Source organism: Bradyrhizobium sp. USDA 376, from assembly GCF_054063675.1.
This window is the reverse complement of sequence record NZ_JBSSGN010000001.1, coordinates 4,375,180-4,391,886: the sequence shown is the minus strand read 5'-3', so window position 1 is coordinate 4,391,886 and position 16,707 is coordinate 4,375,180. Positions and strand designations below refer to the sequence as shown.

Sequence of the window (16,707 nt, the reverse complement as noted above, 5' to 3'; positions counted from 1 at the left end):
CATCTCTTTCCGCGGCGCAAAATCCCCGCCGAACCAAGAAGAACAAGGACCTCCGAAATGACGCTGATGCAGGTCGAGCTGGATGACAAATACCGGCTCGAATCGAAGCGGATCTTCCTGTCCGGCACGCAGGCCCTGGTCCGCCTGCCCATGTTGCAGCGCGAACGCGACCGGCTCCAGGGTCTCAACACCGGCGGCTTCATCTCGGGCTATCGTGGTTCCCCGCTCGGCATGTACGACCATGCGCTGTGGCGCGCGAAGTCGCATCTGCAGCAGCATGACATCGCCTTCGTCCCCGGCCTGAACGAGGATCTCGCGGCAACCGCGGTCTGGGGCAGCCAGCAGGTCGGGCTGTTCCCCGGCGCCAAGGTCGATGGCGTGTTCGGCATCTGGTACGGCAAGGGTCCCGGCGTCGACCGCTCGGTCGATGCGCTCAAGCACGCCAATGCGGCCGGCACCTCGCTCAATGGCGGCGTGCTTGCGCTCGCGGGCGACGACCATGGCTGCCAGTCCTCGACCCTGGCGCATCAGAGCGAGCAGGTGTTTGCGGCGGCGCTGATTCCCGTGATCAATCCGGCGACGCTGCAGGACTATCTGGATCTCGGCCTCTACGGCTTTGCCCTGTCGCGCTTCTCCGGCTGCTGGGTCGGCTTCAAGGCGATCAGCGAGACCGTCGAGAGCTCGGCGTCGATCTATAGCGATCCCGAACGCATCAAGATCGTACTCCCCGAGGATTTCGAGATGCCGCCCAGCGGCCTCAACATCCGCTGGCCCGATCCGCCGCTGGAGGCCGAGCGCCGCCTGTTCGGCCCGAAGATGGAAGCGGTGCAGGCCTTCGCCCGCGCCAACCAGCTCGACCGGATCGTGCTCGATTCAAAGCCCGCACGGCTCGGTATCGTCGCAACCGGCAAGGCCTATCTCGATTTGCGCCAGGCGCTCGCCGATTTGGGCATCAGCGACAAGGACGCGCAGGATCTCGGCTTACGCATCTACAAGGTCGCGCTGACCTGGCCGCTGGAGGAAAGCGGTGCCAAGCGCTTCGCCGAAGGTCTGCAGGATGTGCTGGTGGTCGAGGAGAAGCGCGGCTTCATCGAAGACCAGTTGATGCGCATCCTCTACAACATCGACGCTTCAAAGCGCCCGACGGTCACCGGCAAGCGCGACGAGCGCGGCGCGCCGCTGTTGCCGGGCGAAGGCGAGCTGACGCCGACGATCGTGGCGGGCGCGCTGGTGGCACGGTTGCGCAAGCTCGGCCATCACAGCCCGGTGCTGGAGCAGCGCCTCGCCCGCCTCGAGGCGTTCGACAATCCCGTTACCACGAGCACTCAGATCACCCTCGCGCGCACGCCGTTCTTCTGCTCGGGTTGTCCGCACAACACCTCGACGCGCGTGCCCGAGGGCAGCCGCGCCATGGCCGGCATCGGCTGCCACGGCATGGCCTTGAGCATGCCAACCCGCCGCACCGATCTGATCTCGCATATGGGCGCCGAGGGCGTGAACTGGATCGGCCAGTCGCCCTTCACCACCGAGACGCACATTTTTCAGAATCTCGGCGACGGCACCTACACCCATTCCGGGCTGCTCGCCCTTCGCGCGGCTTCGGCCGCCGGCATCAACATCACCTACAAGATCCTCTACAACGATGCGGTCGCGATGACCGGCGGCCAGCCGGCCGAAGGCGCCTTCAACGTCGCGCAGATTGCGCATCAGGTCTGGGCCGAGGGCGTCAAGCGGCTTGCGATCGTCTCGGACGATCCCAGCAAATACCCTGAAGGCAACTACTTCCCGCAGGGCGCGACCATCCATCACCGCCGCGAGCTCGATGCCGTGCAGCGCGAGCTGCGCGATATCAAAGGCCTCACGGTCATCATCTACGACCAGACCTGCGCGGCGGAAAAGCGCCGGCGCCGCAAGCGCGGCCTCTATCCCGACCCCGCCAAGCGCGCCTTCATCAACGAGCTCGTCTGCGAAGGCTGCGGCGACTGCTCGCAGGCCTCCAACTGCGTCTCGGTGCAGCCGCTGGAGACCGAGTTCGGCCGCAAGCGTCAGATCGACCAGTCGAACTGCAACAAGGACTTTTCCTGCGTCGAGGGCTTTTGCCCGAGCTTTGTCACCGTCCATGGCGGTTCGCTCAAGCGCATGAAGACTTCGGCGGTGGACTCCGGCCAGCTGTTCGCCGACTTGCCGCTGCCGCCCGCGCGTGTGCTTGACGGACCCTACAACATCCTCGTCACCGGCATCGGCGGCACCGGCGTCATCACCATCGGCGCGCTGCTCGGCATGGCCGCCCATGTCGACGGACGCGGCTGCTCGGCGCTGGACTTCACCGGCCTGTCGCAGAAGAACGGCGCGGTGATGAGCCATGTCCGTATCGCCCCGAAGCCGGAGGATATTTCCGCGGTCCGCATCACCACCGGCGGCGCCGACGTCATCCTCGGCTGTGACATGATCGTCTCGGCCGGCCCGACCGCACTCAGCCGCGCCGAGCGCGGGGTGACGAAAGCCTACATCAACGCCGATTTGCAGCCGACCGCGAGCTTCGTGCAAAATCCCGATCTCGATTTCGAGATGGGCACGATGCAGACCGTGCTGCGCGACGCCATCGGCGACAAGAACCTCGACATCATCGACGCGACAGGCATTGCCGCCGCGCTGATGGGCGACAGCATCGCGACCAATCCCTTCATGCTCGGCTTCGCCTTCCAGAAGGGCGCGATCCCGCTGTCGCTGGAGGCCCTGCTCCGCGCCATCGAGATCAACGGCGCCGCAATCGAGATGAACAAGCTCGCCTTCACCTGGGGGCGCCTTGCCGCCCACGACATGTCGCGGGTGCGCAGCGTGCTCCAGTTCAAGGCCCGGGCCGCCGCGCCGGCGAAATCGCTCGACGACATCATCGCGACCCGCGCGGAGTTTTTGACCGGGTATCAGGACAAGGCCTACGCCGATCGCTATCTCGCCGCGGTCGCCAAGGTGCGCAAGGCGGAAATAGCTGCCTCGCCGGCCTCCACGGAACTGACCGTGGCGGTCGCGAAGAACCTGTTCAAGCTGATGTCGTACAAGGACGAGTACGAGGTCGCGCGGCTCTATACCGACGGCAGCTTCGCCAACAAGGTGTCCGAAAAATTCGACGGCGACTTCACGCTGAAGTACCACCTCGCACCGCCGATCTTCGCGAAGCGCGACAAGGCGACCGGGCGTCTCCAGAAGCAGGAGTTCGGCAGCTGGATGATCCACGCCTTCCGCGTGCTGGCCAGGCTGAAATTCCTTCGCGGCGGCGCGTTCGATCCGTTTGGCCGCACCGAGGAGAGGCGAACCGAGCGGAAGCTGATCGAGGATTATTTTGCCATGATCGATCAGCGCATCGCCGGGCTGAGGGCGGAGCAAATTCCGCTGCTGGCACTGCTCGCGCGCGTGCCGGAAACGATCCGCGGCTTCGGGCATGTCAAGGAAGCCAACATCAAGCTGGCGGCCGCCGAGACGGCGCGGCTGGAGGCGGAGCTCGAGAACAGCCGCTTTGCGGCTGCGGCGGAGTAGCGGGGACACGCTCGCCACACACTCAGTGTCATCGCCCGCGAAGGCGGGCGATCCAGTATTCCAGAGACGCGCGTTGAGAGCTCGCTCTCGCCACGCCCGCTGCGGAATACTGGATGCCCCGCCTTCGCGGGGCATGACAGTGGTGGGGATGGCTAGACTGGAGTTCCTGCGGCCGCAGGGATCGTCATCGCCGTCGCCCCCTCCGCCAGATGCCGTCCCGCGATGTACCCGAACGTCAGCGCCGGGCCGAGCGTGATGCCCGGCCCCGGATAATTGCCATTCATGATCGAGCCCATGTCGTTACCGCAGGCATAGAGTCCCGCGACCGGCGTGCCATCCGCGCGCAGCACGCGGGCCTGCGCATCGACCTTCATGCCGATCGCGGTGCCGAGGTCGGCGGGATAAATCCGCATCGCGAAGAGCGGCGCGCCGACGATCGCCGCAACGCAGGGATTCGGCTTGTGGGCGGCGTCGCCGAGATGGCGCTGATAGATGGTGCTACCGCGGCCGAATTCGGGATCGCGGCCATCCTTCGCGTCGGCGTTATAGGCCGCGACCGTCGCCGCGAGCGTCGATGGCGTGATGCCGATCTTCGCCGCGAGCTGCGCCACATCGGGAGCCTCGACCAGCTCACCGCTCGCCACGTAGCGCCGGACACTGCGCGTGAATGGCTTGATGCGGCCGAGGCCGTAAGCCCACAGGAACGCGCGGTCGCAGATCAGATAGAACGGCCGGTCCGGCTCGCCATTGCCGTCGCGCAGCATGGCCAGCACGAACTCGTGGTAGGACAGCGCCTCGTTGACGAAGCGGCGGCCCGCGGCGTTGACGGCGATCACGCCGGGCTTGGCGCGGTCGGTCACCGTGTGCGGGAAGACACCGCGGCTGCCGTCGGCGCGGCGGAACAGCGAGGCCGGTACCCAATAGGCCGGGCTGGTCGCGTCCGTGTTGAGCGCGGCACCTGCCGTGGTCGCAAGCCGCAGCCCGTCGCCGGTGCCTGATGGGTTCGTCGCCGAAACAAATCCCGCTGCCGCAGGGAAGAAGCGTTTGCGCAAAGTCGCATCGTGAGAGAAGCCGCCGGTCGCCAGCACCACGCCGCGGCGCGCGGCGATCAGGCGGTCGCGCGAGCCGTGGCGGATCACCACGCCGGCGACACGATCGCCCTGCATCGACAGATCCTCGACATCAGCGCTGAAGAGGATCTCGACCTGCCGCGCCAGCAAGGACGCATACAGCCGAGCCGCAAGCGCGTTGCCGAGATGCAGCGTCGTGCCGCGCGGGTTGCGCAGCCGTTGCAATGCGTATGCGGAAACAAGCCGCGCCGCGCGCAAGGTCGAGCGCAGCGATTTTCCGACACGCCGCAGATGCGGAATGTCGAGCCGGTTGACCATCATCCCGCCGAACAGCGTGAACTCCGGCAGTGGCGGCCGCAGCCGCGCGAAAGCCCGGCCAAGCCGCGTGCCGTCGAAAGCCACCGGCTCGAGCACGCGTCCGCCGGACGTTGCGCCCAGCCGTTCCGGATAATAATCCGGATAGACCTTCACGGGCTGGAGCTGCACCTCGGTGTTGGCTTCGAGCCAGGCAACCGCCTCCGGCCCGCGCGCGAGGAAGGCGGCGCGCAGGCCGGCATTGGCGGGCTCGGGGACCGTGCTCGACAGATAGCGGACGGCATCGGTGATGCTGTCGGAGAGCCCCGCCTCTTTCATCTTGGGATTGGCGGGGATCCAGACCATGCCGCCGGACCACGCAGTGGTGCCGCCGACAAAGGCGGTCTTCTCGATCACCAGCACGCGCAGGCCTTCAGCAGCCGCAACGGCCGCCGCCGTCATGCCACCGGCTCCGGCGCCGATGACAATGACGTCGTAGGTCTCGTGCGCCGGCATCATGCGGCGGGTGTCCGGAAGCGAGGCATGACACCGTCATACCGCGTCCCGGCGGCTGAGCGCTCTATTTATTTGCACATGATCTTATCGGAAAACCGCTTCGCACTTTTCCGGATCATGTGCCCCGCGCCGGCTTGCGCTCGATCGGGTCGATGTCGATCGCGCGCAGGCGGCCGAGCCGCAGCACGTCCATGGCGAGCCGCCGGCCGATCCGGTCGCGGTCGAGCACGCGGATCAGATCGTCGACGCCGTTGATCTCGACGCCGTCGAGCCCGATCACGACGTCGCCGGGCAACAGGCCCGCTTTCGCCGCTGGGCCATCAGGCTCGATCTGCATCAACAGCGCGCCCATCTTGTTCTCGACGCCGGCCAGAACCGCGTGCCGTCGCGGCACCGGCGCAGTTTGCCCGGCAACGCCGATATAGGCGCGGCGGACATAGCCGTGGCGGATGATCTCCGACAGCACGAATTGCGCTGTGTTGCTGGCGACCGCAAAGCAGATGCCTTGCGCGCCGTTGATGATGGCCGTGTTGATGCCGATCACCTCGGCTTTCGACGACACCAGCGGCCCGCCGGAATTGCCGGGATTGAGCGCGGCATCGGTCTGGATCACGTCCTCAATGGTGCGGCCGCTGACCGAGCGGATCGAGCGCCCGAGCGCCGAGACGACACCGGCCGTCACGGTCGATTCGAAGCCGAGCGGATTGCCGATCGCGATCACGAGCTGGCCGCGCTTCAGGCTCTTGGAGTTACCGAGCGCGGCATAGGGCAAATCGCGCACGCCATTGGCGCGCAAGAGCGCAAGGTCGGTGTCGGGGTCGACGCCGAGCACCCGGGCGTCGCCAACATGGCCCTCGACGTCGCGCAGCCGGATCTCCTTCGACGTGCCGACCACGTGACTGTTGGTGAGAACGAGACCATCGGGCGAGATCACGATGCCCGAGCCGAGCCCGCCGCGCTCGCGGCCGTTCGGCACTTTTGGTCCGGTCTCGACGCGCACGACCGCAGGGCCGACCCGGTCGGTGACGTCGATCACGGCATTGGAATAGGCGTCCAGCAGCGCCCGGTCATCGGCCGGGGCAGCCGCCGCCGTTCGCGATGACGGGGCGTCATCGGCGATATCTGAGGTGAAATCCAGCATGGCAAGAGTCCTTGAGGCTCACACAGATGGTGGCCTGTTCCCGCCAGCGCAAGGGATCCGCCTGGAGCGCGGGGCTGGGCTGCCCAGTGGACTGCCCAAGTGGCTAGGGCGCGCGCCGCAGCGTGCCCGCCCTTGACCTGACCGGATCGAGCAACGACCAGTCGCCGTCCGGGAGCACATGGCCCTTCGGGAACGGCGCACGCAGCTCCAGCCCGAGCGAACGCAGCACGCGGTCGTCGCGGTAGTAGCATTGCAGGACCACGCGAACGAGCGTTGCGGCGACGACGCCGCCAGAGCTGCGGAACTGCTGCGCGACGCCGTCGCGCGCGTCGGGCGCGAGGTCGGCGAGCGGCATCCCCGCGAGCCGCGCCAGATGATCGAGCGCCGCCGCGACCGGCCTGGTGTCCCGACCAAGGGTTGCCAGGATGTCGGCCTGGATGATCTCGTCATCGGCGCCGGGGACGCGATATTCGTCGCTCGGTGGAATGATCATCGCGGCGATGGTGCGCAAGTCCTGGCGCTGCCGCGGCGTGAGGGTGAGCTGATCAGTCATGGCTTCCTCGCGTTGGTTCATCCCCGCCACGAAGGCGGTCCGCTCCCTCCCCCGCTTGCGGGGGAGGGTTGGGGAGAGGGTGTCCCCACAGAGGGATTCTCCCCGAGGAGAGAGCCCTCACCCGGCACTTCGTGCCGACCTCTCCCGCAAGCGGGAGAGGTGCACCGAGGTCGTGGCTCGCTTGGATCCACATCATGATCAATCGAACAAATTGGCGAGGCGCTGCTTCATCTGGTCGGCGATGTAGAGCGCGAGGGCCTGGATGGTGGAGGTCGGGTTCACCCCGCCGGAGGTGACGAAGATGCTGCCGTCGACGATGAAGAGGTTCTTCACGTCGTGCGAGCGGCCCCATTCGTTGACGACGGAGCGCTCGGGGTCTGTGCCCATCCGCGCCGTGCCGAGCAGATGCCAGCCGCCCCAGGGGATCGGCGAGTTGACGCAGATGTCGCTCGCTCCCGCCGTCTCGAGAAACTCGCGGCCGCGCGCGAGCGCATGCTCCATCATCTTCCGGCTGTTCTCGCTGATGGTGTAGTCGATCTTCGGCGCGGGAATGCCGTGGCTGTCCCTCAGCACAGGATCGAGCGTGACGCGATTGTGCTCCACCGGCAGGTCCTCGCAGATCGCAGAGAAACCCAGGCGGTGGCCGTTGAGCTTGCGGAAGACGCGGTGGTGATCCTCGCCCCACGGCAAGATGCCCTTCTGCTCGCTGACTACGGCCTCGAACACCGGCCCTGCCCCGCGCACGAACTGGACGCCGTAGCCGCGCACGAAGCCGCGCGACAGGTCGGTGTCATACCATTCCTTGCTCCAGAGGCAGGTCGGCGGCGCGCGGTTGGAGTCGGTCGGCTCCTTCACATAGCCGTAGATCTGCGCATAGGGGTGGAACATCAGGTTCTTGCCGACGAGGCCCGACGAATTGGCAAGGCCGTTCGGGAAGCGGCCGGACGCCGAGTTCAGCAGCAGCCGCGGCGTACCGACGCCGTTGCAGGCGATGATGACGACATGCGCGGGCTGAAACTGCTCGACACCGTCCTTGTCGTAATAGACCACGCCCGCGGCCATGCCGTTCTCGTCGGTGGTGATCTCGCGCACCCGGCAATGGGTGCGCAGCTCGACGCCGGCGCGGATCGCATGCGGCCAATAGGTGATGTCGGTGGAGGACTTCGCGCCTTGCGCGCAGGCCGGCGTGCAATGGCCGAGATTGATGCAGCGCGCCCGGCCCTCATAGTCCATGGTCGCGACCGTGGTGTCCGACGGCCACCAGTGCCAGCCGCGCTTGTTCATGGCCTTGCCGATGATGGCGCCGGACAATCCCATCGGCTGCTGCGGCATCGGCGGGTGCGTCAGCGGCGAGAGCGGATCGCCAGATAGCCCCGACGTGCCCATGATGCGGTCGTTCTCCTCGAAGAACGGCGTCAGCGCGTCGTAATCGATCGGCCAGTCGTCGGCGACGCCGTCGAGCGTCTTCACCTTGAAATCGGAAGGGTGCAGCCGCGGCCAGTGCGCGGTGTACATCACCGTCGAGCCGCCGACCGCATTGTAGTTCACCACCTTGATCGGCGAGTTGTCGTCATTGATCGGATAGTCCTCGGGGCGGCCGCGGACGTTGGGGCTCGACGACCACTCGCCGTAGAACTTGGCCTCCCAGTCCCGGCCTGTGCTCGGATATTCCGCCGGGTTCATCCAGCCGCCCTGCTCCAGGCAGAGAATGTGCATCTTGGTCTCGGCCAGCGACCACGCCACCGCCGCGCCCGATGCGCCGGCGCCGATGATCAGGACGTCCACGGGGTCTTTCATCGCAACCTTGTCCTCCCCTCGCCGCTTACCGGGCGATTCGGCCTTTCGCGCTCCGCGAGGCCGGCGAACGATAGGGTCAGAGCTGCGGCCGAGTAAAGCCGCGAGGCCGGAATGTCGCACTTCGCGGGGCGCAGACCATTGGTATCGCCACGTCCGGATGCTAGGAACAGGGCGCACGAGCAATCGATAGCGAGACCGCATGTCCTTCCAAAATTTCTTTGCCGCCGCCCGCGCTTTTGCGCTCGTATTGTTTTTCGTCTTGTCCGGATCTCTGGCGTCTTCCGAGCCGGCCTCCGCCCTGACCGGCGCCGCGACCGCCCGCGACGGCAACTCCATCCAGCTCGGCGATGTCACCTACCGGCTCGACGGCGTCGACGCGCCCGAGCTGGACCAGGTCTGCATCGACGACCACGCCGATCCCTGGACCTGCGGCATCGAGGCCCGTGACCAGCTGTCGAAGCTGATCAACAAGCGCTCGGTGCGCTGCGACGATGTCGGGCCGGAAAAGAGTTTTGGCAAACGCCACCGCGCCATCTGCACGGCCGAGGGCGACAAGGCGACCTTGAACGAGCAACTGGTCAAGCTCGGCTATGCCATCGCTCGCGAGCCGATCAAGGCGAACGTCAAGCCGGCGGCGGTCGAGGCGAAGACGGCCGCGGCCGGGATCTGGAAGGGCTGCTTTGTTGCGCCGCAAGAATTCCGCAGCGGCAAGAAGGACGGTGCGCTGCTGGGCGCCGCCTGCCGCTCGGATCGCGACAAGGAGATCCGCGCCGTGCTGTTCCCGGACGAGCTGACGATGCCGCCGAGTTGCAGCATCAAGGGTAAGCTCGCGGTGCGTGCCCGCGTCACCGGCAATATCGGCATCTATCATTTGCGGGGCTGCCCGAGCTATCCGGCAACCACCAAGCCGGACCGCTGGTTCTGCTCCGAGGACGATGCCCAGGCCGCCGGCTTCCGCAATGCCTATAATTGCCGTCGGCCGAAGTGAACAATTCCTTCACGCACGCGTGAGTGGTAGTCCTAGACCGTATTGATCCGGAATTGAACCTCGTCGGGAGTTGCTGCACTTATAAGAGTGCGCACGCGCTTTGCGCGAGCGTTTCCTTGGCAGACGATCCTCATCGGATTGTCTTTGCTCGGGCGTTTCCTCCCTAGACTTGGGCCGCTTGTCACAACAAGCGGCTCTTCTTTTTTGGGGGGTCTCTACGTCCGCATCCGCATGATCTGGTCCATCGGCGGCATGTTCGCATTCAGATGCGACATGATCCAGACGGTTCCGCCGACCACCAGGAAGACCACCAGCAGTCCGAAGGCCAGCGCCAGCACGTTGTTGGTGTTATCAGGGCCGGTGGTGATGTGCAGGAAGAACACCAGGTGCACGCCCATCTGCGCGATCGCCAGCACGATCAGCGCGACCGGGATCGAAGGCTGCCAGACCAGATCAGTGCCGGCGATGAAGAACGAGGTCGCCGTGAGCAACAGCGCCAGCACGAGACCGACGACGTAACCCAGGATCCGCTCACCGACGCTATGCTGCTCTTCCTCGCCCGGCGCGAGATCGTGCCCGGCCGGAATATGCGTCTGATCGCTCATGGGGCACCCCCAAGCAGGTAGACGACGGAAAAGACCCCGACCCAGATGATGTCGAGCGCATGCCAGAACAGCGCAAAGCACATCATCCGGCGCAGGACGTCGGCACGAAAACCCTTGGCGAAGACCTGGGCCATCATCGTGAGAAGCCAAAGCACTCCGGCCGAGACGTGCAGGCCATGGCAGCCGACCAGCGAGAAGAACGACGTCAGGAAGGCGCTGCGCGAGGGGCCATAGCCGCGCGCGACGAGATCGGCGAATTCGCGGAACTCGATGACGAGGAAAATCAGGCCGAGCACGCAGGTCACGGCCATGCCGAGATAGAACCAGAACCGGTTGCGCACGTCGGCGGCAATGCTGGCCATGCCGCAGGTGAAGCTCGACAGCAGCAGGCAGACCGTCTCGATCGCGACGTTCCTCTGCTCGAAGATCTCCGAGCCCTTCGGGCCATCCGCGGTCTGGCCGGACAGCACCGCATAGGCCGCAAAGAAGCAGGAGAACATCACGATGTCTGAGAGCAGGAAGACCCAGAAACCATAGGCGGTGACGATCCGCTTCGACGCCGGCCCGGGATGCTCGACGACGACGCCGATGTGATGGGGATCGGCGTGGGCATGGCCGACGGTTGCTGTCATCGCCATCAGACCGCTCCCGCCATGCTGACGAGGCTGCGCCGCTCCTCGAGATTGACGCGATCGATGCGGGCGACCTCCTCGGCGGGAATGACGTATTCGTCATGATCGCGCCAGGCGAACACGACGAAGGTCGCGAACGCGCCGATGCCACCCAGGATCACCATCCACCAGATGTGCCAGATCAACGCAAAGCCCATGATGCTGGCAAAGAACGCGCAGATGAACCCGGTCGGCGAGTTCCTGGGCATCTCGATGTCCTGATATTCGGGCACGTCATGCTCGAACGATTGCTGCCGGGCGTGCACCTTCATGTCCCAATAGGCGTCTTCGCCGCGAACATCGGGGTGGAAGGCGAAGTTGAACACCGGCGGCGGCGAGGACGTCGCCCATTCCAGCGAGCGGCCGTCCCAGGGATCGCCGGTGCGGTCGCGCAGCGCCTCGCGATTGCGGATGCTGACCACGAGCTGCATGATCTGGCAGATCACTCCGATCGTCAGAACGGCCATGCCGAATGCCGCGACGATCATCCAGGGCCGCCAGGCCGCGACGTCGTAATGCTGCAGGCGCCTGGTCATGCCGAGCATGCCGGCGATATAGAGCGGCATGAAGGTGACGTAGAAGCCTGCGAAGGTGAACCAGAACGCGGCCTTGCCCCAGCGCTCGTCGAGGCGGAAGCCGAAGGCCTTCGGGAACCAGTATTCGAAGCCAGCGAAGGCGCCGAACAGTACGCCGCCGATGATGACGTTGTGGAAGTGGGCGACCAGGAACATGCTGTTGTGGAGCATGAAATCCGCGGGCGGCACCGCGACCAGCACGCCCGTCAGTCCGCCGATGATGAAGGTCACCATGAAGCCGACCGACCACAGCATCGGCGTCGCGAAGCGGATACGGCCGCCATACATCGTGAACAGCCAATTGTAGATCTTCACGCCGGTCGGTATCGCGATGATCATGCTGGCGATGCCGAAGATGGCATTGACGTCCGGCCCTGCACCCATTGTGAAGAAATGGTGCAGCCAGACCATGAAGGAGATGACGCAGATCGCCATGGTTGCAAGCACCATCGAGCGGTAGCCGAACAGCGCCTTGCCGGAGAAGGTCGAGACCACCTCGGAGAAGATGCCGAAGGCCGGCAGCACGAGGATGTAGACCTCAGGATGCCCCCAGGCCCAGATCAGGTTCATGAACATCATGACGTTGCCGCCGGCTTCATTGGTGAAGAAGTGGAAGCCGAGGTAACGGTCGAGCAAGAGCATCGCGAGCGTCGCGGTGAGGATCGGGAACGCTGAGACAATCAAGAGGTTCGAGGCCAGCGTGGTCCAGCAGAACATCGGCATGCGCAGATAGTTCATGCCCCTGGTGCGCAGCTTCAGCACCGTCGTGACAAGGTTGATGCCGGCGACCAGCGTGCCGACGCCGGAGATCTGCAGCGACCAGGCGTAATAGTCGACGCCGACGCCGGGTGAATAGGACAGTCCGGAGAGTGGCGGAAACGCGAGCCAGCCGGTGCGTGCGAATTCGCCGACCACCAGCGAGATATTGACCAGCAGCGCGCCGGTCGCGGTCAACCAGAAGCCGACCGAATTGAGCGTCGGAAACGCGACGTCGCGGACGCCGAGCTGGAGCGGTACGACGAGGTTCATCAGCCCGATCACGAACGGCATCGCCACGAAGAAGATCATGATGGTGCCGTGCGCGGAGAAGATCTGGTTGTAGTGCTCCGGCGGCAGATAGCCTTGCGACTGGTAGGCGACCGCCTGCTGGATCCGCATCATGATGGCGTCGCTGCCGCCGCGCAGCAGCATCACCGAGGCGAGCAGGATGTACATGACGCCGATGCGCTTGTGATCGACGCTGGTGATCCATTCATGCCAGAGATAGGGCAGATGCCCCTTCACCACGACCCAGATCAACACGGCGAGGATCGCGACCAGCACCACCGCGCCCGCGACGAGCGGGATCGGCTGATCGAACGGAATGGCCGACCAGTCGAGCTTACCGAGCATCGTGACCTCCACTGTGCGACCGGCCGGCTTGGGAGATCAGCTCCGGGCCCGGCCCCGGCGGAATGTGCTGGGTGGCGATCAGGTCGAACAGGCGCGGGTCTTCGAGACGGTAGACCGGCCTACCCTTTTCGATGCCCTGCTGCATCAGCTTGGTGTAGCTCTCCTCGTTCAGCACCGCGTCGGTCTTTGCCGTGGTCGCCACCCATTCCGGAAAGGCGAGCGGCGAGATCACGTTGACGTCAAACATCATGTCCGGAAAGCCGTCGCCGGAGAAATGCGCGGAGAGGCCCTGAAGCTTGCCCTCATTGTCCGCGCGCAGGTTCAGCCGCGTCACCATGCCGTTCATGGTGTAGATCATGCTGCCGAGCTGCGGGATGAAGAACGTGTTCATCACGCTCGACGACGTCAGCTGGAAATTCAGCTCGGCGCCGGCCGGCACCGTCAGCGTGTTGACGGTGGCGATGCGCTGGTCCGGATAGATGAAGAGCCATTTCCAGTCGAGCGAGACGGCCTGGATGCGAACCGGGCTGCCGGTCCCCGGCACGGGCGCTGCGGGATCGAGCTGGTGCGAGCCGATCCAGGCGACGCCGCCGAGCAGGATGACGGTCAGCGCAGGTATAGACCACACCACCATCTCGACGCGGCCGGAGTAGACGAAATCCGGCTGGTAGCGCGCCTTCGGATTCGAGGCGCGAAACCAGAATGCAAAAGCCAGAATCGCGAAAATGGTCGGGACCACGATCACGAGCATGATGAAGACGGAATCGACCAGGATGGTGCTGTTGGCCACAGCCACGGGCCCTTGTGGGTCGAGCAGATTCATCGGCAAGCCACTGGCGATTGGGAAGCCCCGGGAGAGAGCCTAGCGCGGAAAAGGCTCCGCAACAAACGCCGCGACTTCGGAACGGTTCCTGAACCGCAAGGGCAGCCATGCCCGACGAGCCGGCCGCCGCATGCAATTCCATGTGATGTCAATGACATGAACGCAGGAGCCGCGCCCTTCTCTCCGGTCGGGGCGATTGCTAATCTGCAAGAAAATAATGAGATGTACCGATCCAGGGAGTGAGCTGAGATGCGCCTGAAGGACAAGGTTGCCGTCGTCGTCGGCGCCGGGCAAAGCCCCGGCGAAGGCATGGGCAACGGCCGCGCCACCGCGCTGACCTTCGCGCGCGAAGGCGCGAAGGTCTTGTGCGTCGACCATCATCTGGACTCGGCGCAGGAAACGGTCGCGATGATCACCGCGACAGGCGGTACCGCCGCGGCCTTCAAGGCCGACGTGACCAAGTCCACTGAGATCAAGGCGATGGTTGAGGACGCGCAAACGCGCTGGGGGCGGATCGACGTGCTGCACAACAATGTCGGCGTGAGTCTATCCGGCGGCGATGCCGAATTGCTCCAACTGACCGAGGAGGCGTTCGACCGCGTCGTCGCCATCAATCTGAAGAGCTGCATTCTGGCCGCGAAAGAGGTGATCCCGATCATGCGCGCGCAAGGGAGCGGCGCCATCATCAACATCTCCTCGATGGCGGCGATCACGACGTATCCTTATGTCGCCTACAAGGCGACCAAATCGGCGATGATCGCCTTCACCGAACAACTCGCCTACCAGAACGCCGAATACGGCATCCGCGCCAACGTCATCCTGCCCGGCCTGATGAACACGCCGATGGCGGTCGATACCCGCGCCCGCGAATGGCACAAGACCCGCGCCGAGGTCGAAGCCGAGCGCGACAGCAAGGTGCCGCTGCGCAGGAAGATGGGCACCGGCTGGGACGTCGCAAACGCCGCGCTGTTCCTGGCATCGGACGAGGCGAATTTCATCACCGGCGTGACACTGCCGGTGGATGGCGGGGCGAGTGTGAGGAGGGGGTAGGTCTTTCTTCCCCCTCTCCCCGCTCTTGTCCGCCGGAGCCTTGGCGAAGGCGGATGCGGGGGCGCGACGAGCTTCGCTCGCGCTGAGAGGGTCGGGGTGAGGAAGAGTCTCCGCAAGGGCAGACGGACTCGCGGAGAGTCCCCCTCACCCGGAATTTGCTTTCCGCAAATTCCGGCCTCTCCCCGCAAGCGGGGAGAGGCGAAGCACGCTCGCTCACCGCGAATGCGTCACCCGCCAGATCGTCCCATTGCCATCCTCCGACACCAGCAGCGATCCATCCTTCGCCACCGCGACGCCCACCGGCCTCCCCCACACCTCCGTGTCGCTCACCACGAACCCCGTGACGAAATCCTCATACTCGCCCGTCGCCTGGCCGTCTTTCATGCGGATACGGATCACCTTGTAGCCGGTACGCTTCGACCTGTTCCAGGAGCCGTGCTCCGCGGCGAAGGCGCCGCCCTGGTATTCAGTCGGAAACTGCGTGCCCTGGTAGAACGTCATGCCGAGCGAGGCCGAGTGCGGCTGAATCAGCACGTCGGGGACCGTCACCTTGTCCTTGATATCAGGCCGCGCGCCGGCGTGGCGCGGGTCTTCATTGCCGCCGATATAGAACCACGGCCAGCCGTAGAACGCGCCTTCCTTCACACTCGTCACGTAATCGGGCACGAGATCGTCGCCGAGACCGTCGCGCTCGTTGGTCGAGCACCAGGGCAAGCCTGTCTGCGGCTGTATCGCAAGGCCGACGCAGTTGCGGATGCCGGTGGCGTAGATTTTCCTGTCCTTGCCATCAGGATTGAAGGCCAGCACGGTGGCGCGCTCCGTCTCGCTCGCCCAGGCCGCGCCGAGCGGCTGCGCTTTCGACCAGGCACCCATTCCGCCCGGCGGCGTGCCCATGCCCTCGGCGACATTGCTGAGTGAACCCACCGACACCAGCATGCGCTTGTCGTCCGGCGTGAAGACGATATCGCGCGTGGAATGGCCGCCGTTATGCGGCAGGCTTGCCACGATCGTCTGCGCCTTGCCGCGCGCCTTGATATCGCCGGCCTGATAGGGAAAGCGGACGACGCTGTCGGTGTTGGCGACATAGACCCATTGCGGGTTGTCGCCGTTTGGAAAGAAGGCGATGCCAAACGGCTGCTTCAAGCCGCTCGCAAACACCTCGTTGGTCGCGACCTTGCCGCCCTCCCCAGTGCGCAGCACGCGAATGGTGCCGGCCCGCGTTTCCGCGACGAAGACATCGCCGTTCGGCGCCACACGTATGATGCGCGGCGCGCGCAAGCCGTCGGCGAACAGCTCGATCTTGAAACCCGGCGGCACCTGCGGCGAGGCATCCGGCGGCCGCGGCACCACGCGCGCGAAGCTCGCGACCGAACGTGTGACGCCGGGCCCGACCAGATCCTGCGGCCGGATCAACCTGACCGTGCCGGGCTTGTCGGACTGCCAATCGCCATAGGCGTCCTTGCCCTGCAGCACCGGCTCGGCCTGCCCACCGGTCGCGGCCGCGATCAACCACCCCGCGCACATCCCCACGGTCCATGTCTTGCTTTTCACGTCGTCTTCCTCCCGGCCTGCATGTCTCGCGCGTCAACGTCGATCGACCTGCAAAGGGTCCGCGACAGGCAAAACGCCTGCCGCATCCCACATCAGCTCATGCCCGCACGATGTGCATCAGCCGCAATCCATCGTACTGGAAAACAC

General features: G+C 65.3%; 12 protein-coding genes. 3 read left to right on the top strand and 9 right to left on the bottom strand.

Going from position 1 to position 16,707, the window contains the following annotated elements; all coding sequences use genetic code 11:
- The first annotated feature begins 57 nt into the window (after positions 1-57).
- Positions 58-3,534, top strand: a complete 3,477-nt coding sequence (locus ACVJ19_RS20565) for an indolepyruvate ferredoxin oxidoreductase family protein (protein WP_453950821.1) — start codon at positions 58-60, stop codon at positions 3,532-3,534.
- 152 nt (positions 3,535-3,686) lie between these two features.
- Here the strand turns inward: ACVJ19_RS20565 and ACVJ19_RS20560 are convergent, their stop codons facing one another.
- The 4 genes from ACVJ19_RS20560 to ACVJ19_RS20545 form a co-directional block, all read right to left on the bottom strand.
- Positions 3,687-5,417 carry an FAD-dependent oxidoreductase gene (locus ACVJ19_RS20560; RefSeq protein ID WP_453950820.1) on the bottom strand — a complete coding sequence of 577 codons (1,731 nt, stop codon included), beginning with the start codon at positions 5,415-5,417 and terminating at the stop codon, positions 3,687-3,689.
- Positions 5,418-5,529: 112 nt separating this feature from the next.
- Entirely contained in the window at positions 5,530-6,555 is a 1,026-nt protein-coding gene (locus tag ACVJ19_RS20555; protein ID WP_453950818.1) for a S1C family serine protease, read from the bottom strand.
- A 103-nt stretch (positions 6,556-6,658) separates the two neighbouring features.
- Positions 6,659-7,108, bottom strand: coding sequence for a hypothetical protein (locus tag ACVJ19_RS20550; protein WP_453950816.1), 450 nt, complete (start codon positions 7,106-7,108; stop codon positions 6,659-6,661).
- Between the two features lie 198 nt (positions 7,109-7,306).
- Positions 7,307-8,905 carry a GMC family oxidoreductase gene (locus tag ACVJ19_RS20545; protein WP_453950815.1) on the bottom strand — a complete coding sequence of 533 codons (1,599 nt, stop codon included), beginning with the start codon at positions 8,903-8,905 and terminating at the stop codon, positions 7,307-7,309.
- Between the two features lie 199 nt (positions 8,906-9,104).
- Here ACVJ19_RS20545 and ACVJ19_RS20540 point away from each other — a divergent pair, with 199 nt between their 5' ends.
- Positions 9,105-9,893 (top strand): thermonuclease family protein, encoded by a 789-nt coding sequence (locus ACVJ19_RS20540; protein WP_453950814.1) that lies wholly within the window; start codon positions 9,105-9,107, stop codon positions 9,891-9,893.
- 215 nt (positions 9,894-10,108) lie between these two features.
- Here ACVJ19_RS20540 and cyoD read toward each other — a convergent pair whose 3' ends face one another.
- From cyoD to ACVJ19_RS20520, 4 genes are read right to left on the bottom strand one after another with little or no spacing between them, the layout of a single operon-like run.
- Entirely contained in the window at positions 10,109-10,498 is a 390-nt protein-coding gene (gene cyoD, locus ACVJ19_RS20535; protein WP_453950813.1) for a cytochrome o ubiquinol oxidase subunit IV, read from the bottom strand.
- The gene (locus ACVJ19_RS20530) at positions 10,495-11,136 is read right to left on the bottom strand and encodes a cytochrome (ubi)quinol oxidase subunit III (RefSeq protein WP_453950812.1); all 642 of its coding nucleotides are present in this window, start codon (positions 11,134-11,136) and stop codon (positions 10,495-10,497) included. The genes cyoD and ACVJ19_RS20530 overlap by 4 nt, the downstream gene beginning before the upstream one ends.
- On the bottom strand, positions 11,136-13,136 hold the full coding sequence (gene cyoB, locus ACVJ19_RS20525; protein WP_453950811.1) for a cytochrome o ubiquinol oxidase subunit I: 2,001 nt from the start codon (positions 13,134-13,136) through the stop codon (positions 11,136-11,138). The genes ACVJ19_RS20530 and cyoB overlap by 1 nt, the downstream gene beginning before the upstream one ends.
- Positions 13,126-13,959, bottom strand: a complete 834-nt coding sequence (locus ACVJ19_RS20520) for a cytochrome ubiquinol oxidase subunit II (RefSeq protein ID WP_453950810.1) — start codon at positions 13,957-13,959, stop codon at positions 13,126-13,128. Before ACVJ19_RS20520 ends, cyoB begins: the two co-directional genes overlap by 11 nt.
- Before the next feature lie 249 nt (positions 13,960-14,208).
- On the opposite strand from ACVJ19_RS20520, the gene ACVJ19_RS20515 reads away from it, so the two are divergent.
- Positions 14,209-15,009 carry an SDR family NAD(P)-dependent oxidoreductase gene (locus ACVJ19_RS20515; RefSeq protein WP_453950808.1) on the top strand — a complete coding sequence of 267 codons (801 nt, stop codon included), beginning with the start codon at positions 14,209-14,211 and terminating at the stop codon, positions 15,007-15,009.
- Between the two features lie 213 nt (positions 15,010-15,222).
- On the opposite strand, the gene ACVJ19_RS20510 is transcribed toward ACVJ19_RS20515, so the two are convergent.
- The gene (locus ACVJ19_RS20510; RefSeq protein ID WP_453955168.1) at positions 15,223-16,533 is read right to left on the bottom strand and encodes a PQQ-dependent sugar dehydrogenase; all 1,311 of its coding nucleotides are present in this window, start codon (positions 16,531-16,533) and stop codon (positions 15,223-15,225) included.
- Positions 16,534-16,707: the final 174 nt, after the last annotated feature.